Annotated in this window: 17 protein-coding genes; 9 read left to right on the plus strand and 8 right to left on the minus strand. The window is 63.8% G+C overall.

The window, feature by feature from the left end:
- Positions 1-45 precede the first annotated feature (45 nt).
- Positions 46-1,401, minus strand: a complete 1,356-nt coding sequence (locus GXH28_RS08920) for an aspartate aminotransferase family protein (RefSeq protein ID WP_169238681.1) — start codon at positions 1,399-1,401, stop codon at positions 46-48.
- 223 nt (positions 1,402-1,624) lie between these two features.
- On the opposite strand from GXH28_RS08920, the gene GXH28_RS08925 reads away from it, so the two are divergent.
- From GXH28_RS08925 to uvrA, 4 genes are all read left to right on the plus strand, one after another.
- Positions 1,625-2,185 (plus strand): DNA methyltransferase, encoded by a 561-nt coding sequence (locus GXH28_RS08925; protein ID WP_169238682.1) that lies wholly within the window; start codon positions 1,625-1,627, stop codon positions 2,183-2,185.
- 26 nt (positions 2,186-2,211) lie between these two features.
- On the plus strand, positions 2,212-2,442 hold the full coding sequence (secG, locus tag GXH28_RS08930) for a preprotein translocase subunit SecG (protein ID WP_169238683.1): 231 nt from the start codon (positions 2,212-2,214) through the stop codon (positions 2,440-2,442).
- Positions 2,443-2,504: 62 nt separating this feature from the next.
- A complete protein-coding gene (locus tag GXH28_RS08935) occupies positions 2,505-4,187 on the plus strand; it encodes a peptide ABC transporter substrate-binding protein (RefSeq protein WP_169238684.1) in 1,683 nt (560 codons plus the stop codon).
- Between the two features lie 31 nt (positions 4,188-4,218).
- Entirely contained in the window at positions 4,219-7,290 is a 3,072-nt protein-coding gene (gene uvrA, locus GXH28_RS08940; RefSeq protein ID WP_169238685.1) for an excinuclease ABC subunit UvrA, read from the plus strand.
- A gap of 33 nt (positions 7,291-7,323) precedes the next feature.
- Here the strand turns inward: uvrA and kynU are convergent, their stop codons facing one another.
- Positions 7,324-8,574 (minus strand): kynureninase, encoded by a 1,251-nt coding sequence (gene kynU / locus GXH28_RS08945; RefSeq protein WP_169238696.1) that lies wholly within the window; start codon positions 8,572-8,574, stop codon positions 7,324-7,326.
- Positions 8,575-8,787: 213 nt separating this feature from the next.
- Between kynU and tpx the strand changes: the two genes are divergently transcribed.
- The 3 genes from tpx to GXH28_RS08960 are packed head-to-tail and all read left to right on the plus strand — an operon-like array spanning position 8,788 to position 11,534.
- Complete coding sequence (gene tpx, locus GXH28_RS08950; protein ID WP_169238686.1) at positions 8,788-9,318, plus strand: thiol peroxidase; 531 nt, start codon at positions 8,788-8,790, stop codon at positions 9,316-9,318.
- A 3-nt stretch (positions 9,319-9,321) separates the two neighbouring features.
- The gene (locus GXH28_RS08955; protein ID WP_169238687.1) at positions 9,322-10,269 is read left to right on the plus strand and encodes an AAA family ATPase; all 948 of its coding nucleotides are present in this window, start codon (positions 9,322-9,324) and stop codon (positions 10,267-10,269) included.
- A complete protein-coding gene (locus GXH28_RS08960) occupies positions 10,266-11,534 on the plus strand; it encodes a DUF58 domain-containing protein (protein WP_169238688.1) in 1,269 nt (422 codons plus the stop codon). Before GXH28_RS08955 ends, GXH28_RS08960 begins: the two co-directional genes overlap by 4 nt.
- 31 nt (positions 11,535-11,565) lie before the next feature.
- Here the strand turns inward: GXH28_RS08960 and GXH28_RS08965 are convergent, their stop codons facing one another.
- Positions 11,566-12,354 carry a winged helix-turn-helix domain-containing protein gene (locus GXH28_RS08965; protein WP_169238689.1) on the minus strand — a complete coding sequence of 263 codons (789 nt, stop codon included), beginning with the start codon at positions 12,352-12,354 and terminating at the stop codon, positions 11,566-11,568.
- A gap of 206 nt (positions 12,355-12,560) precedes the next feature.
- A complete protein-coding gene (locus GXH28_RS08970) occupies positions 12,561-13,232 on the minus strand; it encodes an ABC transporter ATP-binding protein (RefSeq protein ID WP_320447940.1) in 672 nt (223 codons plus the stop codon).
- 245 nt (positions 13,233-13,477) lie between these two features.
- Here GXH28_RS08970 and GXH28_RS08975 point away from each other — a divergent pair, with 245 nt between their 5' ends.
- Positions 13,478-13,831, plus strand: a complete 354-nt coding sequence (locus GXH28_RS08975; RefSeq protein ID WP_320447939.1) for a hypothetical protein — start codon at positions 13,478-13,480, stop codon at positions 13,829-13,831.
- Between the two features lie 127 nt (positions 13,832-13,958).
- Here GXH28_RS08975 and GXH28_RS08980 read toward each other — a convergent pair whose 3' ends face one another.
- Positions 13,959-14,720, minus strand: a complete 762-nt coding sequence (locus GXH28_RS08980; RefSeq protein ID WP_169238690.1) for a response regulator transcription factor — start codon at positions 14,718-14,720, stop codon at positions 13,959-13,961.
- 78 nt (positions 14,721-14,798) lie between these two features.
- On the opposite strand from GXH28_RS08980, the gene yqeB reads away from it, so the two are divergent.
- Positions 14,799-15,626 (plus strand): selenium-dependent molybdenum cofactor biosynthesis protein YqeB, encoded by an 828-nt coding sequence (gene yqeB / locus GXH28_RS08985; protein WP_169238691.1) that lies wholly within the window; start codon positions 14,799-14,801, stop codon positions 15,624-15,626.
- Between the two features lie 62 nt (positions 15,627-15,688).
- On the opposite strand, the gene GXH28_RS08990 is transcribed toward yqeB, so the two are convergent.
- The 3 genes from GXH28_RS08990 to GXH28_RS09000 all read right to left on the minus strand — a co-directional run.
- Positions 15,689-16,837: a C45 family autoproteolytic acyltransferase/hydolase gene (locus GXH28_RS08990; RefSeq protein ID WP_169238692.1), complete on the minus strand. Its 1,149-nt coding sequence runs from the start codon at positions 16,835-16,837 to the stop codon at positions 15,689-15,691.
- Positions 16,838-17,075: 238 nt separating this feature from the next.
- A complete protein-coding gene (locus GXH28_RS16745; protein WP_169238693.1) occupies positions 17,076-22,751 on the minus strand; it encodes a fibronectin type III domain-containing protein in 5,676 nt (1,891 codons plus the stop codon).
- Between the two features lie 498 nt (positions 22,752-23,249).
- Positions 23,250-23,455, minus strand: a 206-nt coding sequence (locus GXH28_RS09000; RefSeq protein WP_169237924.1) for a transposase, incomplete at its 5' end; no start/stop codon positions are given.

Consider the following 23,455-nt stretch of genomic DNA (forward strand, 5'->3'; position numbering starts at 1 on the left):
CGATGCGGCAGCGCCGTTGCCGGACGCGGTGAAGCGCGCCGCAGGTTAGCGCGATGCCCGTTCGATCGTCTCCTCAACTACGTCCAGGCCTTCGTGCAACTGTGCTTCGCCGATCACCAGCGGGAAGAGGAAGCGCAGGCCATTCGAGTATAGCCCGCAGCGGATGGCGAGCACGCCGTTGCGCGCCAAGTCGCGGACAACGGCAACAGTCTTCTCCGGCGAGAGCGGCCGGCGGGAAGCGCGATCCTCGACGAACTCGATGGCCAGCATCGCGCCTAGGCCGCGCACATCGCCGATCAGTGCGAACCGCTCCTGCATGCGCTTCAATCGTTCGCAGGCGATGCCGCCCAGATAGGCCGCGCGCGTGCACAGGTCATCGCGTTCGATGAGCGCGATGGCCTGCAGCGCCGCGGCGCAGGCGACCGGGTTGCCGCTGTAGGTGCCGCCTAAACCTCCTAGGTGAACCTTGTCCATCACCTCGGCGCGGCCCACCGTCGCGGCGATCGGCATACCGGCGCCCATGCTCTTCGCCATGACGACGATGTCCGGCTCGACCTCATAATGCTGAATGGCGAAAAGTTTGCCGGTGCGGGCAAAGCCACACTGCACCTCGTCAACGACGAGCAAGATGCCGTAGCGCGTGCATATCTCGCGCAGCCGGCGCATGAACTCGCGCGGCACAGGAATAAAGCCCCCCTCGCCCTGCACCGGCTCGATGATCACCGCCGCCACGTGCTCCGGCATCACATGCGCCACCAAGAAGCGCTCGAACGCCTCCCAGACCAGCTCGACCCTCTGCGCTTCGCTCAGGTCGGCGCCGATGGCGGTGCGATAGAGATAGGGGAACGGGGCGCGATAGACCTCTGGCGCGAATGGCCCGAAGCCTTTTTTGAACAGCGCGTATTTGCTGGTCAACGTCTGGGTGAGCAGCGTGCGGCCGTGATACGCGCCCTCGAAGGCGATGATAGCTTGCCGGCCGGTCGCCACGCGCGCGATTTGGATGGCCTGTTCCACGGCCTCGGCACCGGTGTTGGTAATCATGGCCTTTTTGGCACCGCTGATCGGCGCGATGGCGTTCAGCTTTTCGGCCAATTGCACATGGGGTTCGGTGGTGGCGACCAGGCCGCAGACGTGGATCATCGCCTCGGCCTGTGATTGGATCGCTGCGACGACTTCCGGCGGCGTGTGGCCGACGTTGAGCACACCGATGCCGCCGGCAAAGTCAATCAGCACGTTGCCGTCCACGTCCTCCACCAACGCGCCGTGCGCACGTCGCACGGCGATGTCGGTCGCTTTGCCATAGCCCGCCGGCATAGCCGCTTCACGGCGCGCGATCAGCGCGCGGCTGTTCGGGCCGGGCAGCTCGGTCTTGAGCTGGATGAATTGGCGTATGCGTGTCATGGGGCATAGCTTACTCGAACAACCGCGAGGCTGGCGAATGCGCAGTTCACCGCGTGCTCAGCAAGCGCTCGCGCAACACCCCCCGAGCGCATCTTCGGCCTAAGCCCTGTCTCAGTTTCGCATGGATAATCCGGCCTCGCGCAGCCAGGGCAGGCTCACTCGACTCGGGGTTGCTCGGTCGAACCAAGCACCAAGCGCACTTTTGACCTGAGGTGAAAGCGTTGTGAAGTTTCCAAGCGTAACCGTCATTGGGTTGATTACGGCGCCGTGTGAGGCGCTGTTTGAAATTGTGAGCGATCCAACCCGCCACCCCCAAATCGCTGGCAGCGGCGAGGTGATGGAAGTGGAATGGATCACGCCGCCGCCGGTGCGCGTGGGGTCGGGTTTCCGGTCACGCCAATGCATTGGCTGGTATCAATATCCCACACGCTCCTACGTGCAGGTCTACGATCCGCCTTACCGTTTCATCTGGCTCTCCGGGCCTGGCTTTAAAAAGCCGCCCTTCGGTCAACTATGGGGGTTCGACCTGCAGCCGCTGGATGCGCGTGCGACGCTAGTATCACACCTGATGCGCTGGCCACTGATGCCGGTGCCAGAGATTCCCCCCTTCTCGTGGCTGATGGAGCGCGGGCTGAAGCACGAGTTGAACAATATGAAGCCGACGCTTTACAAGCTGGCCAAGCTGGCCAACGCCGAGGTCATCGGCGACCTGCAGGTGGAATTCGATTGGTGTGAACGCACGTCGCCGTGCGGCCAACGACGCGGCGCGCTCATCCAAGCGTAAGCGCATGCTCTATAATCTCGCGCGCTATGAACGTCTTTCTCAGCATCGCGCAAATCCTGCTCGGCGTCGCGCTCATCGCCGGCGTGCTGTTGCAGTCAAAGGGGGAGGAGCTTGGCGGCGTGTTCGGCGGCGCACAGGGCGTATACCAAACGCGTCGCGGCCTTGATCGCGTGCTCTTCACCATCACCATCTTCATCGCCATCGCATTCTTCGCGCTTGCACTGATCAACGTCATCTTCTTCTCGGCAAACCAGTAGGTTCGGCGTCCAACGATTCCAATCTCCAACGCTTCGGCGCTCCTTCCGACCGGGCTTCCGAGATGCGAACGCTTCGGCTCCCCCTGCTCTTCATCGTACTTGGAATTGCGGGCGTCACCTTGCTGGTCTACCAGTTTGTCGCCTCGCGCGACACCGTCCTCGTCCCGGCCGCAGGCGGCACCTACATCGAAGGGGTGGTCGGCGCGCCGAAACACATCAACCCACTACTGTGCCCGTTGAATGAGGCCGACCGCGACCTGTGCAGCTTGGTGTTCAGCGGGTTGACCCGACTCAACGAGTTTGGGGAGGTCGTGCCGGACCTCGCCGAGACTTGGTCTATTGCAGACAACGGCCTTACGTATGCCTTCAAGCTGCGGCAGAATGCGCGCTGGGAAGATGGCGCGCCGGTGACGGCTGATGATGTCCTCTTCACGATCGGCCTGATCAAGCAATCGGACTTCCCCGGCCGCAAAGACATCAGCGAACTGTGGCGGCGGGTGGAAGTGACCAAGCTGGATGATTACACCGTCCAGTTTCGACTCAACCAGCCCTATGCGCCGTTCATGGACTACACGACCGTCGGCCTGTTGCCCAAGCACATCCTAGAAGGGACATCGGCGGCCAATCTGGACAAGCTGCCGTTCAATCAGCAGCCCAAAGGCAACGGGCCGTGGCGCGTGGCCGAGCTGAACACCGCCGGCGGGCGAATCTCGTCCATCACGCTGGAACCGTCCTCCACCTACTTCGGCCCTGGGCCTAAGCTCGGCCGGTTTGTGCTGCGCTACTACCCCAACACGCAGAGCTTGCTCGATGCGTTCAGAAACGGCGATGTGGACGGCATGGCCGATTTCAGCCCAACTGCCGAGGGGGCCGAGGCATCGGGATTGCCGAATGTGACGATCTACAGCATGCCCAGCGCCCGCTTTGTTGCGCTGATGATCAACTTGCGCAAGGACAACGGCGCGCTGGCGCTTACCGAGCTCCCCGTGCGCCGGGCGTTGATGCTAGCACTCGACCGAGAAGCGATCATCCGCGACGTGCTCAAGGGCCGGGGCATCCTCGCCGACACGCCGTTCATCCCCGGCACATGGGCGCACGACGCCAGCGTCAGGTCCTACAGCCGAGACCTGGAACAGGCCAAGCAACTGCTGCGCGAAGCCGGCTACGAAGTCGCCGTAGTGGCGCCGTCGAACGTCGAAGTCTGGCAAAAAGGCGGCGAGCCGATTGCCTTCACCGTGCTCACGCCGGAAGGCGGCATCTATCCGCAAGTGGCCGAAGCCGTCGCCCGGCAGTGGCGCGAATTGGGCGTACAGGTGACGGTGATTCCGGTGCGAAACATCGTGCGCAACTTCCTCGCCACCCACCAATTCCAGGTCGCCCTCACCGAAACGTTGCTGGATGGCGACCCAGACCCCTTCCCCCTTTGGCATCAGAGTCAGGCGAACGTCGGCCAGAACTTCACCGGCTGGGAAAACGCCGAGGCCAGCCAGTGGCTGGAGCAAGCACGCACAACGATCGACCGCGCGCAGCGCTTTGAGCTGTACCGGCGTTTCCAGGAGAAGTTCGTTGAGGAGCTGCCGGCCCTCATGCTCTACCATCCGACCTTCGACTACATCATCGCCTCGCGCGTGCGCAACGTGCAGGTCGCGCCGATCGTCTATCCGAGCGACCGCTTCCGCAGCCTGAACCAGTGGATGATCAACACGCGGCGGGTGCTGGCCAGCGAGGCGACCCTTCAGCCGTAAAGCCGCGCGGCACAGGATTGGGCGAAAGGATATGGCACAGAACAAGATTGTGGTGCGTGGCGCGCGTGTGCACAACCTCAAGAACATCAACGTCGAGATCCCACGCGACAAACTCGTCGTGATCACCGGCCTCAGCGGCAGCGGCAAATCGTCGCTGGCGTTCGATACCATCTTCGCCGAAGGCCAGCGCCGCTATGTGGAGAGCCTATCGGCCTACGCCCGGCAGTTCCTCGGCCAGATGGAGAAGCCGGACGTGGATCAGATCGAAGGACTCTCGCCGGCTGTCTCGATTGACCAAAAGGGCAGCAGCCACAACCCACGCTCGACCGTCGGCACCGTCACCGAGATCTACGACTATCTGCGCCTGATGTTCGCGCGCATCGGCGTGCAGTATTCGCCGGTCACCGGCCTGCCGCTCACGTCGCAGACGCCGCAGCAAATCGTTGATCAGATCGCTGCCTTGCCGCCCGGCACGCGCGTGCAAATCCTCGCCCCGCTCATCAAGGACAAGAAAGGCCATCACCAACAAGTCTTCGAAGACGTGCGCAAACAAGGCTTCGCACGCGTGCGCGTGGACGGTGAGATTCGCAGCGTGGATGAGGAGATCGAACTCGATCGCTACAGGCTGCACAACATCGAGGCGGTGGTAGATCGTCTGGTCGTGCCGGAGGCCAGAGAGCAGGGATCAAGAGTCGGGAATCAGGAGTCGGGAGTGGAGCGTGAGGCTTTGGACGAAGCACGCCGGCAGTTCCTGACGCGGCTGAACGACTCGGTGGAGACCGCGCTCAAGCTGGGCGACGGCTTCATGATCGCCATGGTATCAGAAGAGGGCCAGGCGTCCGCTTGGCGCGACATCTTCTTCAGCGAAAAGAAGGTCGATCCGGCCACCGGCAAAAGCTACCCGGATTTGGAGCCGAAGCTGTTTTCGTTCAACGCGCCGCAGGGCGCCTGTCCAGAATGCCAGGGATTGGGCAGCAAACGCGAAATTGACCCGGCGCTCATCGTGCCGAATCCCGACCTATCATTAGACGAAGGGGCCATCCACGCCAGCGGCTGGAACAGCGACGATGACGAAAGCTGGGGCCGGCAGATGCTGCGCGCCGTCTGCAAGGCATACGCCATCCCCATGCATCAACCCTGGCGACACCTCAGCCCGGCGCAGCGCGACCTGATCCTCTACGGCACCGGCGGCGAGCGCGTGCGGGTGAACTACGTCAATCACCTCGGCGAACGCCGACAATACGACATCCCCTTTGAAGGCGTGATCCCCAACTTGATGCGGCGCTATCGGGAGAGCACCAGCGATTACATCAAACAAAGCATCGAGGAAGTGATGACCTTCCGCACCTGCGAGGCCTGCGGCGGCAAACGGCTGAAGGAGGACGTGCTGTGCGTCAAAGTGGCCGGCAAGAACATCGCCGAAGTGACCGACATGAGCATCCGCGAGGCGCTGGCCTGGGTGGATTCGCTGGGCGTTGATGAGGCGGAAACCGAAAGTCGGCAGTCGGATGCGCGAAAGAACGGCAAGCCCTCCCCCGCTACGTCCGACTTCCCAGCCTTGAGCGACCGCGACAAGCAAATTGCCCGGCAGATTGTCAAAGAGATCCGCGCGCGATTACAGTTCCTGGTGGATGTCGGGCTGGACTACCTCACGCTCAGCCGCAGCGCCAACACGCTGAGCGGCGGCGAAGCCCAGCGCATCCGCCTGGCCACGCAGGTCGGCTCGCAGTTGATGGGCGTGTTGTACGTGCTGGATGAGCCTAGCATCGGCCTGCACCAACGCGACCAGCAACGCCTGATCAACACGCTGACGCGCATGCGCGACCTGGGCAATACCGTGCTCGTGGTCGAGCACGATGACGACACCATGCGCGCGGCCGACTGGATCATTGACATGGGGCCGGGCGCCGGAGAACACGGCGGCCAGGTCGTCGCCACCGGCACACCGGAGCAGATCATGAAAAACAAGGCTTCGCTTACCGGTGCCTACTTGAGCGGCCGCAAGCATATCCCCATCCCCCCTCAGCGGCGGGCCGGCAACGGCAAAAAGTTGATCATCAAGGGCGCGCGCGAAAACAACCTGAAGAACATTGACGTCGAAATTCCGCTGGGCAAATTCGTCGTCGTCACCGGCGTGAGCGGCAGCGGCAAATCCTCGCTCATCGTCGAGTGCCTCTACAAGGCGCTGGCCAACCGGCTCAACGGCGCGCTCGAACATCCCGGCGATCTGGACGACATCCTCGGGCTGGAGCACCTCGACAAAGTCATCAACATTGACCAGCAACCCATCGGGCGCACGCCGCGCAGCAACCCCGCCACTTACACCGGCCTGTGGACGCCGCTGCGCGAGCTGTTCGCCGAGCTGCCCGAAAGCAAAATCCGCGGCTACAAGAGCGGGCGCTTCTCGTTCAACGTCAAGGGCGGCCGCTGCGAAGCATGCGAAGGTCAGGGCGTGCTGCAAATCCAGATGCAGTTCATGCCCGACATCTACGTCACGTGCGACGTGTGCCACGGCACGCGCTTCAACCGCGAGACGCTGCAGGTGCGCTACAAGGGCAAGAACATCGCCGAGGTGCTGGACATGACGGTGACCGAGGCTATGGCCTTCTTCAAGGATATTCCCCCCATCGCGCGCAAGCTACAAACGCTCGAAGAGGTCGGCCTGGGCTACATCCGGCTGGGCCAGCCGGCCACCACCCTCAGCGGCGGCGAGGCGCAGCGGGTGAAGCTCAGCCGCGAGCTGAGCAAACGCTCCACCGGCCGCACGATCTACGTGCTCGATGAGCCATCGGTCGGCCTGCATCACGCCGACGTGCACAAGCTGATTCACGTGCTGGACCAATTGGTGGATGACGGCAACACCGTCGTCGTGATCGAGCACCACCTCGACATCATCAAAGTCGCCGATTGGGTGATTGACCTCGGGCCGGAAGGCGGCGAAGGCGGTGGGCGCATCGTCGCCCAGGGCACGCCGGAGCAGGTGGCCCAAGTCGCCGAGAGTTATACCGGTCGCTTCCTTGCGCGCGCGCTCGAACAAGCCGCGTTGTGGGAGGCGAAGGCACGCGCGTCGGCCAAAGCAGCGAAGCCCAAGCGGCGCAAATAGCCCCCGAAGCGCCGCAGCGCGGCCGCGCGCGCCTCACGTCACCCGCCCGCGCCGATGGAACTCCGGGCGATCCCAGGTGCGCAACTCGAGCACCTCGGCCAGGATATGCGCAGCGTCCCACACGTCCACGTAGCGCAGATAGAGCGGCGCAAAACCAAAGCGCAGGATGTCCGGCGCGCGAAAGTCGCCGATCACCCCGCGCGCAATCAGCGCCTGCATGATGGGGAAGGCGTCTGGATGTGCAAAGCAGACCTGGCTGCCCCGGCGGTCGGGCTCGCGCGGCGTGACCAGCCGTAAGCCATGCGCGGCGCACCGCGGCTCGACCTGTGCAATGAACAGATCGGTCAATGCCAGCGACTTCGCCCGGACCATCGCCATCGGCGCCTCCAGCGCGATGTCCACGCCACACTCGAGCGCCGCCAGACTGAGGACGGGCGGCGTGCCGCACAAGGCGCGGGCAATGCCCGGCGCCGGCCGATAGTCCGGCTCAAAGGCGAACGGATGCGCATGTCCCATCCAGCCGGCCAGCGGTTGGCGAAAGTCGGCTTGGTGGCGCTGCGCGACGAAGATAAACGCCGGCGCGCCTGGGCCGCCGTTCAAGTACTTGTAGCCACAGCCAACGGCGAAATCAGCCTGGGCGCCGTTCAAATCCACCGGCACAGCGCCCGCCGAGTGCGCCAAATCCCAGATCGTCAACGCGCCACAGGCTTGGGCGCGTTGCGTGACCTCAGCCATATCATGCATCCGACCGGTGCGGTAGTTGACGTGGGTGAGCATCACGACCGCCGTATCGGCGCCGATCGCGTCGGCGATCTCGTCGGCTGCCGCCAGACGCAGCGTGTAACCGCCGCCCAGCAGCTCGATCAGCCCCTGCGCCATGTAAAGGTCGGTGGGGAAGTTGTCGCGCTCAGACACGATGACGCGCCGATCCGGCCGCAGCGTCAGCGCAGCAGCTAGGGCCTTAAACAGGTTGATCGAGGTCGAATCGCCCGCCACCACTTCGCCGGGTTGCGCGCCGAGCAAGCGGGCCAGCTTATCGCCGATGCGCTGCGGCAGCGCAATCCAGCCGGCGGCATTCCAGCTTCGGATCAGCCCATCGCCCCATTCGGCCGCGATCACCTGCGCCAAACGTCGCTGCGCCTCAAGCGGCAGCGGGCCGAGCGAGTTGCCGTCGAGGTAGATCACGCCTTCTGGCAAATAGAAGCGAGCGCGGAAGGCAGCTAGTGGGTCATGTGTATCCAGCGCGGCAGCCGCCGCGCGCGAGTCCGGCAAATGAGATTGCATCATACCGGCGCTAATCTAGCAGCGCAGTGGGTTGCAGGCCAAGCGCCTGCGAGGGGCATTTCGCGCGCGGGGATGAAGCGCAGGCCGGGCCTGCGCCTGCCCGTATCCAGAGCCAGGCCCGCCCATGGCGACAAGCCCACGAAAGCGACATGGTATAGTCGCGCTGCATTCAAAAACACATGCTAACACATGCTGCAATGGAGTGAAAACAAGATGTTGGGCGAACAAACCACAGAACGCACCGGCGAACTCACGCTCAAAGGCCAGCCGCTGACTGTGATCGGGCCAAAGTTGAAGCCCGGCGACAAATTCCCGGCCGTCACCCTGACGGCAACCGACTGGAGCGCCGTGGACTTAGGCACGATGCGCGGCACCGTTCGGTTGATCAGCGTGGTGCCATCGCTGGACACGGGCATCTGCGACGCGCAAACCAAGCGCTTCAACGAAGAGGCCGAGCGGTTCGGCGATAAGGTGAAAGTCATCACCATCAGCGCCGACCTTCCCTGGGCGCAGCGGCGCTGGATGAACGACGCGGAAGTGAAGAACATCACCGTGCTATCCGATCACAAGGACATGGCGTTTGGCAACGCAGCCGGCACACACGTCAAGGAGATGCGCATCGAGCAGCGCGCCATCTTCGTCGTGGATAAGGACGACACGGTGACCTATGCCGAGTACGTGCCGGAAATCGCTCAGCACCCCGACTACGACGCCGCCATCGAGGCAGTCAAGAAACTGCTCTAGGGCATGCAGGCCGTCCGCGACCTGGCCGCGAGGCTCATAGATAACGTCGAGCGCGTCATCTTCGGCAAGCGCGACGTGATCGAACTGACGGCGATCTGCTTGCTCTGCCAGGGCCACGTACTGATCGAGGACGTGCCAGGCGTTGGCAAGACGATGCTAGCCAAGGCCCTGGCACGTTCGATCGGCGGCACGTTCAAACGCATCCAGTTCACCCCCGACATGCTGCCGTCGGACGTGACGGGCGTCTCGATCTACAACCAGAAGACCGGGGAATTCGAGTTCCGCCCTGGGCCGATCATGGCGCAGATCGTGCTGGCCGACGAGATCAACCGCGCTACGCCCAAGACGCAGGCCGCCCTGCTGGAGGCCATGGAAGAACGCCAGGTGACCGTGGACGGCGTCACGCGCGAGTTGCACTCCCCCTTCCTGGTGCTGGCCACACAGAACCCGATCGAATACGAAGGCACCTTCCCGCTCCCCGAAGCACAGCTCGATCGTTTCCTCATGCGCGTCTCGCTCGGCTATCCTACGCCGGAGCAGCAAATGGCGATCCTCGACGCACAACAGTATTCCCATCCCATCGAGGACCTGGGGCAGATCACAGATGCGACCGAGTTGGTTAAGACACAGGAACTCTTGAAGTCGGTCTATTGTGACCGATTGGTCAAGCAGTACATCGTGCAACTGGTTGATGCCACGCGCGCTCATCCCGACGTGTATCTGGGCGCTAGCCCACGCGGCGCGTGGACGCTGTTTCGCACCGCGCAGGCGCGCGCGGCCGTGCATGGCCGGGACTACGTGATCCCAGATGACGTGAAAGCGCTGGCCGCAGCCACGCTCGGTCACCGTATCATCATCAGCCCGGCTGCCCGCATCAAAGGCGTGACCTCAGCCGATATTCTGGACGAGTTGCTGCGCGTCACGCCGGTGCCCGGCGCCCGCGTGAAATGACTCGCTATCGCGTCGTCTGGGTCCTCTTCCTCATTGCGCTCACCGGCGCGCTCGGCACCGGGCATAGCCTGTGGTGGACCTTCGCCGGCGCGCTCTTCACGCTAATCGTCATTCCAATCGCTTGGGCCTGGTTGAGCGTGAATTGGCTGCGCATCGCGCGCCGCACGTTTGCGCGCGTGACGCACGTCGGCGAAATTTTGGAGGAGGAGTTCAGGCTGATCAACCTCAGCCGCGTGCCCAAGCTCTGGGTCGAGGTGCGCGACCAGTCCACCCTGCCGGGGCACTACGCCAGCCGGGTAGTCAGCCTGATCGGCGGCCGGCAATGGCGTGGCTGGCGCGTGAAGACGCGCTGCGCGCAGCGCGGGCGCTACACGCTCGGTCCGCTGACCGTGCGCAGCAGCGACCCGCTGGGCATCTACCAGATGCAACGCCAGCTCGACGTTGTGCACACGATTCTCGTCTATCCCGCTACGTTCGACTTCCACGACTTCCCGTTACCGGCCACCTTCCTGACCGGCGGTGACGCATTGCGCCGGCGCACGCACTACACGACTACCAACGCCGCCGGTGTGCGCGACTACGTCACCGGCGACAGCATCAACCGCATCCACTGGCCCACCAGCGCCCGGCGTCAGCGCCTGATCGTCAAAGAATTCGAACTCGACCCGATCTCCGACATCTGGGTCGCGCTGGACCTTTTCCGCGGGGCGCAATTCGAGCTGGAGACCGGCAAGGCGGGCTCGCCCGCGGAAACATTATCGCCGCCCACAACGGAGGGCGGCGAATCGCACGCAACGATTCGACTGCCCCCACAGACCGAGGAATATGCGGTTTCGATCGCAGCGTCCATCGCGAAGCACTTTTTGCAACAGGGGCGCGTCGTCGGCCTCATCGCTCACAGCGCGCACCGCGAGGTCATCCCCGGCGAGCGCGGCGAACGCCAGCTCACCAAGATCTTGGAGACGCTCTCGGCGGTGCGCGCACACGGCGAGATTCCATTCGACCACGTGCTGAGTTTGGAGTCGGTGATGTTCGCGCGCGGGACGACGTTGATTGCCATCTCGGCTTCGCCCGATACTGCCTGGGCACGAGCGGTGCAGCAGATCGTTCACAACGGGGTCCACGTGGTCGCCGTCGTCCTCGACAGTCGATCGTTTGGGGCGGCCGAGTCTAACGACGATGTGATCGCTGCATTGGCCAACGCCGGCGCAATCGTGCGCACCGTGCAGTGCGGATCATCAATCCCGCAGGCGATTGAAGCGTGAGACGCAGCCGACGGCTGCCCACACACGCCGGCTAAGCCGAACGGGACGCACGGTCAGGCGACGGCGCGCCAATGCGCCGCAGCGCATAGCCTTGACTGCGCATGTTGGCGATGCGCCAACGTGCGTTTTGAACCGACTCAAACTTGCGACGCAAGCGGGCAATGTGCGGGCGCAGCAACCGCAGGGCGTGCTTCTTATCGGTGATGGACGGAAAGGCCGCGCGCGACATCTCTTCGTAGGTCGCCAAGCTCGGCATGCGTTGGATGAGCAGTTCAACCAAACTCAGCTCAATCGTGGAGAGCAGGATCGGCGTGTCCTCAAGGATTAACAAGCGTCGAGCCGTGTTGAGTTCCAGGCCGCTCAGCTCCTGCGTCGCGCCATTGCGCTGCGCTTTGTCGTGCAGCGCCGGTTCTTGACGCGCCGGCGCCAGGCGAACGGCACTTCGAGCCTTGTCCAGATGAGTGGTGAGCCGGCGAGCGATCTCGTCTTCGCCATCAGAGAGGGACAGGTAATCTGCAACACCTATGCGCAGGGCAGACACGACGCGCTCCACCGTCGGATTCTGGTCGAGCACCACGATCGGCGGACAAGACGGCAATCCCATCAACGTATCGGCCAGCTCAAGGGTGGCCTGATCGTTGGTGAGATCAAGCAGGATCAGGCTTACCCCCCCGGTGCTTACGCGCGACACAGCATCGCGCGCCCCCGAGGCTTGCGCCACAGGATAGCCGCGCTCCGCCATCTGTTGGGCGATTCGGTCGCTGGCTTGGCTGGCGCCGATGATTAACAGTGTCTCTCCGGTGCTATCGTGGTATGTCATTTCAGATTAACCTCTTTGATGATTACTTTTGGGACGAATATTTTATCTAACTTAAGCTCTTGTGCAAAGGTTCATTGAAACAGAACGATCGGTTAATGCGTTCGCACCCAGAATTCCGCCGGCTACAGTTAACGCGAAACTGCACTCACACAACACAAAGTGTAACGAGGTAAACAGACAACTGCGCTTGTAATTTTTATGCTGCGTCAGTAAATCTCGTCCTTGATCTCGCCGTCCGCCACCAACACCGCGCGTGTGACACGCCGAGCAAGATCTTGGTCGTGGGTGACCATCAAAATCGTTTTCCCTTCTTCAACAAGTCGGGTGAAGAGATCAAAGACCTGGTTGGCCGTCTTCGAGTCGAGGTTGCCGGTAGGCTCATCCGCCACGATGACGGGCGGATCGTTGGCCAGCGCGCGAGCAATGGCGACGCGCTGCTGTTGCCCGCCCGAAACCGCAGAGGGCAATTTGTGCGCATGTTGCGCCATATCCACATGGGCTAGGAGTTGCATAGCGCGCTCGTAACGCTCACGCGGCGCGTAGGTATGACAAAAGTCCATCGGCAGCATGACATTTTCAACCAGTGTAAGCGTTGGCAGCAATTGAAAGAACTGAAAAATCACACCTACGTGTTTGCCGCGCCAGACCGCCATCTGGCTCTCGCTCAACTGATGCACGGCCGTATCTCCCACGAAGACTTCGCCGGAGGTAGGACGGTCAATGCCCGTGATCATGTTAATCAGCGTGGATTTGCCACTGCCGCTTTTGCCGATCACGGCGACGAACTCGTGCGTGTCCACGCGCAAATTGACGCCGCGCAGGGCGTAAAACTTGCCCGCCGGCGTGTCGTAAATCTTTACCACGCGCTTCAGCTCAATGAGGTGGCAATTGCCGTGCCGGTAGGGATCTTCACAAGCCGTTTCTTCCGGCGTCTCGCGTTGAAGGATCGGCGCCCGAGTGCGATGGCGTTCTCTGAACAGCGCTAACACAAGCTGAATGGTACTGCTCAAGTTTTAGAAGACGATGAAACGGCGTTGCTGGGGAAAGAGTGGCAACGGATCAGTTAAGCGCAGGGGATGCCGCCGTTGCTGCTGAGGGATAATTCACGGGCGTACTGACTGCGATGATGAAGATCACCCGCATCTACACCGGGCCCGATGGCGAATCGCATTTTGAAGATCTCGAAATCGAGTATGTCAGCAGCGGGCCGATCGGCAAGCTATCCAACTGGCAACCCGTGACCCGGCTGGCCTTTCGCGAAACGGCAGCGGACTACGATTACGACTGGCACGTCGCCCCGCGCCGCCAGTACATCGTCATGCTCGACGGTCACATTGAGGTCGAGGTGGGCGACGGGACGAAGCGCGAGTTCCGCGGCGGAGATGTGTTGTTGGTGGAAGACACCACGGGGCGCGGCCACCGCACGCGCGAGCTGAGCGGCAAACCGCGCCGATCGCTGTTTATCGCGCTCGAGTAACTTGCAGCGCCGCCCAAGACGGTTGCAGGCTGCGGCGCGCTCGGCCGGCTTGGTTCACACCGCCGAGCACTCGCCGTTTGTCCACCCAGTCCCTCAGCCCCCTACCCTTCTTCCTCCGCGATGCACCTCATGCACCTTTCAACTCTTCGCCTTGCTTTTCGCGCTCGCGCTGTTCGCGCTCCTTCTTGCGAAAGTCCACAAAGCGGTAGCCGGTGCCGCGTTCGGTGAGGATGTATTGCGGGTGAGCCAAATCTTTCTCGATCTTTTGGCGTAGATAGGTGATATAGAGGCGCAGATATTGCGTCTCGTCGCGATACTCCCAGCCCCACACCTTGCTGAGCAACGTCTCGTGCGGCACCACCCATCCGGCGTTTTGCACCAGGTGATAGAGCAGGCGCCACTCGGTGGGGCGCAATTTGATCGGCTTGCCCTCCACGATCACCTCGCGCCGGTTGAAGTCAATCGAAAGCCGGTCATCCACCTTGATGGGCGTCTTCTCCACCATGGCCGGCAGCTCGGCGCGACGAATGACCGCCTTGATGCGCATGACCAGTTCGCGCGGGCTGAACGGCTTGGTGACGTAGTCGTCGGCGCCGAGCGAGAGTCCCCTCACCTTATCATCCTCTTCGCCCTTGGCGGTGAGCATGATGACCGGCACATTGCTCTCCTCGCGGATCATGCGCAACGTCTCGAAGCCGTCCATATCGGGCATCATCACATCGAGCAACACACAATCGGGCAGCAGCTCGCGCACTTTGCGCACCGCCTCCAGGCCGTCTTGGGCCTGCACAACCCGGAAGTTCTCCAACTCCAGGTTCATGCGGATGAAGTTGATCATGCGCGGCTCATCGTCCACCACCAGCACCAGCTTCGAGTCTTCGTTGGCCATGATGCAGCATTATAGTGGGCAAGTGCGCTACCCTCACCCTTTCATCAGCAACGGCCGGCGCATCGTTACAATCACGTCATGGCTCATCGCGACATCCCCATCGCCATCGTGAAGGGCGCAGGTGACCTGGGCACCGGCGTCGCGTATCGCTTGTGGAAGTGCGGCTTTCGCGTGCTGTGCACCGACCTGGAAAAGCCGCTGGTCATCCGGCGCACGGTCGCCTTCGCCTCAGCGCTCTACGACGGCCGCATTACGGTTGAAGGCGTACCGTGCGAGCGTGTGTTCTACGCCGACGAGGCAATCTACCTGTGGCAGCGCAACACTCTGGCCGTGATCGCCGATCCGGTCGGGCGCGTGGTCGAGTCGCTACAGCCGGAAGTCGTCGTAGATGCCATCATGGCCAAGCGCAACGTCGGCACGACGATCCATGACGCGCCCTGCGTCGTCGCGCTGGGGCCTGGATTCGTCGCCGGCGAGGACTGCCATGCGGTGATCGAAACGCAGCGCGGGCATGACCTCGGTCGCGTGATCTGGTCGGGCAGCGCCTCGCCCAATACGGGGATGCCCGGCAAAGTCGGGGGTGAGGATGCGCGGCGCGTCGTGCGCGCGCCGCGCGATGGCTTGTTCTACGGCCGGCGCGCCATCGGCGACAGCGTCGAGGAAGGCGAGGTGATCGCCCAAATCGAAGACGCGCCGGTCCATGCGCCGCTCGGCGGCGTGCTGCGCGGGCTGTTGCATGACGGCGTGCAAGTCAGCGCCGGGTTGAAAGTGGCCGATATTGACCCGCGCGGCGAGCCGCGTTACTGCTTCTCGATCAGCGACAAGGCGCTAGCCATCGCCGGCGGCGTGCTGGAGGCGGTGTTCAGCATGCGCGAGCGGTGGCAAACGGCGAACGGCAAACGGTAGGCAAGGCGGAGCCTCGCCCATTCAACGGCCATTGCGGTCGCAAGCCTTCGGATCCCCCACGATCAGGGAGACGATGAAAAGGCCGGCATCTCCGTGTATGGCGTGAAGCACGGTGGGCCGGCGGCATAGCGGATGCGCTTCGTCGTCAACTCGGCCACGCACGACCACAGCGTCGTGAGCGAGCCGGTCAGGCCACACATCGGCGCGCTCCGGTCGGCCATGATCGCCCCAGCGTAATCGAGCAACGCATCAACCGACAGGTCGGCCAGGCGCAAATCAGCGCGGCGCGCTTGTAGATTCACCTGGTTTTGCAAGAAGGCCAGCCGGCATTCCGAGTTCGCAAACGCGCGGTTGCCCTGCAGAGGACGCATATCGGGATGGCGAAAGTGGTTGGTCGCCGCACAGACGTCTTGTGCGCCCGATGCGAGGTCGTGTTCGATCACCCGCACACGGCGCGGGTCGGCCTCGATCACGAAGGCGTCGCGCGCATCGGCCAACAGGTAGTTCAGCGAGCTGAGGTGCGGGATGCGCATCAACAGGTCGCGCGCCTCGCGCGCCGTGCGGCACAGCTCCAGCGCAATGCGCAGCACCAAGTGAAACGGCACGCCGGGCTTCACCTCGTCCTCAGCCGGCGTCTCGGTCATCACAACGTGGAGCGCAGCGAACAGGCCATGGCGGTTCATCCCATCATATCGGCCACAGGGCACGCTGCCGCGCGCGCCGATGCTGGGATGAGCGCAGCAGTCCGGCGCAAAGCGAATGCGCTGCCGGCGGGCCTGTTGTGGCAAGTAGTCATAGTTGCGGCCGACGACCACGCGGTGCCCCGCTTCGCCGTCGGGTGCCGGGGTGGAGACGTACCAGACGAAAGTCGAACAGCCCTCGGCCAGCTCGCGGCCGACGGCTTGGCGCGGCGACAGTCGGGCTTTCAGGTTCACTCGGCAGCACTTTCGCCACAGCTCGCGGACGGGCAGGCGTTGCGCGTCGGCGTAGGCGTGCAGCTCGTCCACCAGGTGAGGATGAATGTCGCGCAGCACATCGTAACAGGCATCCGCGAAGCGCGCCGCCGGCGGCGGCCACCACCAGAATTGCATGCGGAAGGGCGGGTCGGCTTCGCCCAGCGCGTAACCGAGTTGCGCGTGGCTGCCCCGGAGGTCGAAGAAGCGGTAATCGGGCGCTTCGTCCCAAGGTAGCAGACCGGCAGAAAGTCCCATCCCTGCTGCGCACAAATTATCGCACCGGCCGACAGGCAAATGATCGGCGCAGCCAAAGCTTCAGGGTGAAGCTCGCCCCGCCGGCGCCGTGGAGCGCATGCACGCCATCCCGCCCGCCGGCGGCAGCGCCTTCGGCCTCGCCGCCGCCGACAGCGTGATGCACGCAGGGGCACCACTCAGTATGCAGGTGGCCCCGATCTCCTCCCCCACTCGGAGGAGGAGATCGGGGTGAAGCACGTTAAGGTCGGATCACCACCGGCAAGAAAGCAGCAGAGAGCGGCTTTTGCACAATCGGCAGGAAGGCACGATAAACTTCCACATTTACCGGGTCGGCATCGCGTACAAGCGGCGGCTCGCCGTCGGCGTAGCTGCTGATCACCACGCCATTGTTCACCGTCGGGTTGCTTAGCGCGTTGGTGTTCACCTGCGCCGTGATCGTCAGCGCGGTCGTGCTACCCGCCGGCACCAACACGTTCTCCCACACCACCGTCTGCCCGCTCTGCGCATAGCCCGGCGTCGCGCCCACCAGCGTCAGCGCCGTCACCAACGTATCTGACACGCGCACCGTCACCGACATCCCGCCGCTGTTGCTCAGCACAATCGTGTAGGTCACCAGATCGCCGATGCGCACCTGCGTCGGTGTCACCTCCTTGCGCGTGTCCACGTTGTCCAGGCTGCCTCCCAGCAGATTGTTGACCACGATGAACTGCCAGCGCGTCCCGCCGTCGGCCTGCGTGGTGTCGCCTTCGGCGTCCACCGCCGTCACCTGCCACCAATACGTCCCCGGCGCTAGCCCATTGGGCGCGTGGCTCAGGCCGGCTGTCGCCGCGTTGTTCACCACATCGCACAGGCCCCACGACCTGCCCACGCACACAAAGTAGCCGACCGCACCACTGCTCGCCGTCCAGCTCAGCAGCGGGGTGTTACCGACCAACGTGCCGCTGATCGGCGCAACCTTCTGGAACTCCGCCGGCCCGCCGCCCGGCCCAGAGCCGGCGTTGTTGGCGGTCGTGAACGCCCACCACTGCCCGCTGTCCGCCAGCAGGAACTGCCCGCCGTTGTAGGCCCACACCTGCCACCAGTACGTCCGCCCGGCCTGCGCGTTGGTCAGCGTCAGGCTGGTGGCCGGCGCAAGCACTTCAACGTGGTTCATCACGTCGCACAAGCCCGGCAGCGTGCCCACGCACACCGTGTAGCGCTGCGCGTTCGTCGCCGCGCTCCAGCTCAGCGTTGTGTTCGTCGGCACGCCCGTCGCATTGGCCGCCGGCGCGCTCTTGCCAAACGTCCCCAGCGGCGAGGCCGGGTTGTTGCCCGTCGTGAAGCGCCACCACGCCCCACTGTCCGCCAGCGTCTGGCCGCTCGCGTTCACCGCGCGCACCTGCCACCAGTACGTCGTGTCGTAGCTCAGCCCGCTCAGCGCGTAGCTCGTGCCGGCGACGCTCACCCAGCCGCCGCTGCTCGAGCAGTCGCCCGGCAACGAACCCACGCACACCTGGTAGCTCGTCGCACCGCTGGCCACGCCCCAGCTCAGGGTCGGGTTGACCGGCTGGTTGGCGGCGTTGTTCAGCGGGCTGACCTTGCCGAACGGCGCCGGCGGGTTCGGCCCGAAGCTGGGGACGGTGGTGAAGTGCCACCACGCCCCGCCGTCGGCCTGCGTGCGCCCGCCGCTGCCGTTCACCGCCCGCACCTGCCACCAATACGTCGTCGCCGCCTGCAGCACCGGCGCGTTCCAGCTCGTAGCGCCGCCCGCGCTCACCCAGTTGCCGGTCACGTCGCACAGCCCAGCTTGCGTGCCTAGGCACACTTCGTAGCTGCTCGCACCGAGCGCCGCCGTCCAGCTCAGCACCGCCGTCGCCGTCGGCACACCAATCCCGCTCTGCGGCGGCTGCAGCTTGCCGAAGGCCGCCGGCCCGTCCGGCTGCGTGGTGAACGCCCACCACTGCCCGCCGTTTGCCTGCACGCTGAAGGTGCCGCCCAGCGCCTGCACCTGCCACCAATACGTCGTCGCCGCCTGCAGCGCCGGCGTCACCACCCAACTGGTGTTGTTGCCCACGTTCACCCAGCCGCCGGTCGCCTCGCACAGCCCCGGCGCGCTGCCGATGCACACCCGGTATCCAGTCGCCCCGGTGCTCGCCGTCCAGCTCAGCGTCAGACCGGTGGTCACCACGCCCGTCGCCAAGTGTGGCGGGGACTGCTTGGCAAATTCAGCCGGCGGGAAGTCGTTCTTGGTGCTGAACTGCCACCACACCCCGCCGTTGGCCGGCGTATTCCCGGCGCCGTTCTTCGCCCGCACCTGCCAGAAGTAGTTCGTCCCAGGCGCCAGGTTGCTCAGCGTATAGCTCAGCGCACTGCCCACGTTCAGCCAAGCGTTGCCCGGCATCGCATCGCAACTGTTGACCGCCGTACCGGCGCACACCTCGTAGCTCGTCGCGCCGGCCGCCGCAAACCACTTCAGCGTCAAGCTGGCCGTCGGCAGGTTGAAGCTGCCGTTCAGCGGCGCATCCTTGCTAAATGCCGCCGGCCCGCTGCTGCTCTGCGTCACAAAGTAGAAGTCCACCCCGTTGTCGGCAAACGTCCGCGTCGCCGTCACGTTGTTGTAGGCTCGCACCTGCCAGTAATACGTCGCGCCCGGCTGCAACGTCACGCTGAACGGCAACTGGTTGATGTAACGCGCGGTATGAAGACCCACGTCTTGGAACCCACCGCCGCTCAGGTCGCACGCGCCCGGCACCGTGCCCATGCATACCTCATACCCGTCCGCCTGATCCGCGGCCGTCCACGTCAACTGCAGCACGGCCGGGTTGGTCGGCGCACCGACCGCGCCATTAACCGGGTGCGTCTTCTGGAACGGACCGGGCACGGGCGGGTTGAGCGTCTTGAAGCCCCACACCACGCTGTTGTTGGCTGGCGTGCACCCGCCCGCGTTGCACGCGCTCACCTGCCAGTAATACTGCGTGCCGTAATCCAGCCCCGTCAGCGCATAGCTGGCCACAGTCGTCGTGGTGTTGACCAGGCTGCACACGCCAATGCTGGTGCCGACGCACACGCTGTAATACGTCTCGTCGGGCGTGTCTTGCCAGGTTAGATTCACGCCCAGCGGCTGGTCGGTGGCGTTGTTCGGCGGGTTGATCTTGGTGAACGCCTGCGGCGCGTTCGGCACCGTAGTGAACGGCCACCAGGTGTTGTTGTCCGCGCCGGTGCTGCCCCCCGCGTTGTGCGCCGTCACCTGCCACACCAGCGTCGCACCCGCCGGCAGCGGCCCGGTCAGCACCGCGCTGGTCGCCGCGCTGGTCAGGCTGTAAGCACAGTCGCCCGCAAACGCCCCCACGCACACTGTGTAGCTCACCGCGCCGGTCGCCGCCTGCCACTGGAACGTCACGTTCTGCGTCGGCACGTTGGTCGCGTTGAAGCTCGGGCTGAGCTTGTTGAACGGGTCAGGCCCGTTGGGCAACGTAGTGAACGACCAGAACGCCAGCGTGCTGCCGTTGGCCGGCGTGGTGTACGTGCCGTTCGTCGCCAGCACCTGCCAGTAATACGTCGTGTTCGGCTGCAAGGGCAGATCGTTCAGCACCCGGAAGTAGGTGTTGCCCAGGCTCGTGAACTGCCCCGGCCCGCCGCCAACGATGTTGCAATTGTTGGGCGCCGTGCCCAGGCACAGCTTGTAGTCGTTTGCGTTGGCCGCTGTCGTCCACAGCAACTGCGCCGTGTTAGTGTTGACGTTGATCGCCCCGTTGCTCGGAGCAAGCTTGTTGAAGCTGCCCACCGTCGCCGCGGTCTGGAACGACCAGAAGCTGCCGCTGTTGGCCTCGGTGCAGCCGGCGCTGTTGCACGCCCGCACCTGCCAGTAATACAGCGTCCCAGCCGCCAAGCCAACAACCGAGGCGCTGGTGTTCAGGCCAACGTCCGTCCATGCGCTGCACGACGCGGTCGTGCTCACGCAGTATTCATACTTGTCCACTACGCCGCCGGCTGTGCCCCAGCTCAACGTCAGATTGGTCGGCAGGTTGGTGGCGGTGTGGTTCGGGCTGAGTTTGCTGAAGCTGCTCCCGCTCGGCGCGCTGACCACCGTGAAGTTCCAGTGCCCGCTAGGACCGTTCGCATCGGTGAACACCGTGCAGCCGCTGTCCGCGCACGCCCGCACCTGCCAGTAATACGTCGCCCCAGGCGTCAGGCCGGTCAGGTTGACGCTGGTGTTCGTCCCGTTATTCGTGCTCGGCGTGCACCCGTTCGTCGTGCTGTAGCAGTAGCGATAGTGGTTCACCCCGCTCGCCGCGCCCCACTGCAACGTCACGTTGGCCGGCTGCCCCGTCGCCCCGTTGCTCGGTGCGGTCTTGTTGAAGCTGCCCGGCGCGCTGACCACCGTGAAGTTCCAGTGGCCGCTAGGACCGTCCGCATCGGTGAACACCGTGCAGCCGCTGTCCGCGCACGCCCGCACCTGCCAGTAATACGTCGCCCCAGGCGTCAGGCCGGTCAGGTTGACGCTGGTGTTCGTCCCGTTATTCGTGCTCGGCGTGCACCCGTTCGTCGTGCTGTAGCAGTAGCGATAGTGATCGACGCCAGTGGACGGTCCCCAGCTCAGCGTTAGGTTGGCGGGTTGGTTGGTGGCATTGTTGGGTGGGTTGCTTTTACCGAATGGAGTCAAACACCCCCCCAAGCCACAGCCAGGGATGTCATTCAGGCTGATCGTCGAGCTGGTGCCTGCCGTGGCAGGCGGGACGGGATCCGGGCATGTCGCATCACCGCGCGCACCGGCGGATGCATTCACCGTCGCCGGCGAGTGAGAGAAGAAGATCCGCCCTCCCCCACCGCCGCCGCCGAATTGGTGGCAGTAATTAGACGCGTTTCCACCCTTGCCGCCCCTCGCGAAGAGACTCACCCCTGAGAGCGGGCCACTCTGCGCGACGAAGACAATGGTGCCGCCTGCACCCCCGCCACCACCAGGGTCACTGATTGTGGAACCCAGACCAGGTGCGCCCTCAGCCTCCACTGTGCCGACCCCTTGAACGCTGACCGTCCGCACCAGCACCAGGCCGCCACCTGCACCGCCAAAGGTGGGGAAATAGCCACCCGCAGTATCACCCTCGCCACTACCGCCTCCACCGCCCATCACGATGCGGCTAACACCAAACGCGCTTGGGAAGGCTGCTCCCCCAAAGCCGCCGTTGTCTATGCGATCAAAACCACCGCTATTTGATCCCCAGCCTCCTTTGCCGCCAGCGCCGCCATTGCCGCCGCCGCCGCCGCCAGAGTTGCCCAAAGTTCCGCCGCCTCCGGCATTGGCCGGGGCGCCGGTCGCCCAGCTTCCTCCTGGATATAGCTGGCTCAACGTCGCACTCATCGAAACGTTGCCTACGCGCACATCTATAGGCGTGCCCGCAAATCCCTCCCCCTTGGGTGCATGACAGTGAGTTGGGCCAGGAAAGTACGGATTGCTGACGACGTAATACAACTGACGGTGGCAAAAATACCACACGTTTCCCTCTCCACCGCCGCGATAGCCCTGACCTGTAACGCTTATCTTGCGGCCGTTCATATTGAGTGGACCGCTCACATCTAGCGCCACGATACCGCCGGTGAAGCCGTCAAAGGGCAAAGCGGTCAAATCGCCAGTAAGCGTTGCCGCAGCGCACTGCGGCACCCGCACCACCTGGAAGCGCCGCGGACCGGTTGCTGATGTCGCGTTCGCGTTCACGTAGCTGTTGACCAGCCCGTTGCTCGCCCCCTTCCCGAGGATAGTCAGCGTTCCGCCGCTCGCCCCGACGGAGTTCGAGGCGAGCACATACTCATATCGTCCAGCTACAAAGTTGGTGTTGCTGATAAAACCACTCCCTGTCAATCCCCCCGGCCCATCACCGTAGTCTGCCGTGTTGCTGTAGTTGATGTCGGCGCCCATGACCTGGATAACAAGTAGCATATCACCGGAATTGATGTTCTGGCCTGCGCCACCGGTCCGCCGTGATCCAAGCTGTATTGTGTTGCTGCCTGCGGAAGAGCTAATTGTTCCCGGCCAATAGTCATTGATAACGCCGCTCAAGGCGCTACATGTCACGCTCGGCGCGGCCGGCGCCTGGGGCGCCAGGCGCTGCGGCGCGCTGCGGGGCGACCCGGCCTGAGCCGGCGGCGGGTTCAGCGCCGCCCCGCCAAACAAACTCGCCACCAGCGCGAGCTGGGCTATAACGTGAAGCAGCACGCTTCGCGCGCCACGTCGGCGCGCTAACGAGGGGCTAAACTGAGTATCGCTTTGCATTTCAACACTCCTCGGATCTACACGGCGCACCGTGCGTCTCTCGGCTTCGTTGCTCGCCGCGTTCGCCACGAGCACACCTTCGGCATCAGAGCGTAAGCACCGCACGGCGATTTGTCAAGGGGGTTAGCCCAGGACTTTTCACAAAATACGTGTTAGAGCCTATCTCTAAACCTCGCATTTGCGCCAACAGATGATGGCGCAGGCGAAAAACAGCAGGGACAGATAATTGCTCGCCTTCTTCTCCCAGCGAATCAGCAACCGACGAAAGCGATTGAGCCATGAATGAGTCACTTCGACCACCCAGCGGCGCGACTTGCGTCGGCCCGGCTTGCGCTGGCGTTTTTTTGGGCGTTCTCCTTGTCCGGCACATG

The sequence above is a fragment of the Candidatus Roseilinea sp. NK_OTU-006 genome (genome assembly GCF_012931985.1).
Taxonomy (GTDB): Bacteria; Chloroflexota; Anaerolineae; order J036; family Brachytrichaceae; genus JAAFGM01.

What these genes read in the sequence shown, in the direction of transcription:
- GXH28_RS08920 (WP_169238681.1), bottom strand. Translation starts at nt 1,401, where the DNA reads ATGACACGCATACGCCAATTCATCCAGCTCAAGACCGAGCTGCCCGGC.
- secG (WP_169238683.1), top strand. Translation starts at nt 2,212, where the DNA reads ATGAACGTCTTTCTCAGCATCGCGCAAATCCTGCTCGGCGTCGCGCTC.
- GXH28_RS08935 (WP_169238684.1), top strand. Translation starts at nt 2,505, where the DNA reads ATGCGAACGCTTCGGCTCCCCCTGCTCTTCATCGTACTTGGAATTGCG.
- uvrA (WP_169238685.1), top strand. Translation starts at nt 4,219, where the DNA reads ATGGCACAGAACAAGATTGTGGTGCGTGGCGCGCGTGTGCACAACCTC.
- kynU (WP_169238696.1), bottom strand. Translation starts at nt 8,574, where the DNA reads ATGCAATCTCATTTGCCGGACTCGCGCGCGGCGGCTGCCGCGCTGGAT.
- tpx (WP_169238686.1), top strand. Translation starts at nt 8,788, where the DNA reads ATGTTGGGCGAACAAACCACAGAACGCACCGGCGAACTCACGCTCAAA.
- GXH28_RS08955 (WP_169238687.1), top strand. Translation starts at nt 9,322, where the DNA reads ATGCAGGCCGTCCGCGACCTGGCCGCGAGGCTCATAGATAACGTCGAG.
- GXH28_RS08960 (WP_169238688.1), top strand. Translation starts at nt 10,266, where the DNA reads ATGACTCGCTATCGCGTCGTCTGGGTCCTCTTCCTCATTGCGCTCACC.
- GXH28_RS08965 (WP_169238689.1), bottom strand. Translation starts at nt 12,354, where the DNA reads ATGACATACCACGATAGCACCGGAGAGACACTGTTAATCATCGGCGCC.
- GXH28_RS08975 (WP_320447939.1), top strand. Translation starts at nt 13,478, where the DNA reads ATGATGAAGATCACCCGCATCTACACCGGGCCCGATGGCGAATCGCAT.
- GXH28_RS08980 (WP_169238690.1), bottom strand. Translation starts at nt 14,720, where the DNA reads ATGGCCAACGAAGACTCGAAGCTGGTGCTGGTGGTGGACGATGAGCCG.
- yqeB (WP_169238691.1), top strand. Translation starts at nt 14,799, where the DNA reads ATGGCTCATCGCGACATCCCCATCGCCATCGTGAAGGGCGCAGGTGAC.
- GXH28_RS08990 (WP_169238692.1), bottom strand. Translation starts at nt 16,837, where the DNA reads ATGGGACTTTCTGCCGGTCTGCTACCTTGGGACGAAGCGCCCGATTAC.
- GXH28_RS16745 (WP_169238693.1), bottom strand. Translation starts at nt 22,751, where the DNA reads ATGCTACTTGTTATCCAGGTCATGGGCGCCGACATCAACTACAGCAAC.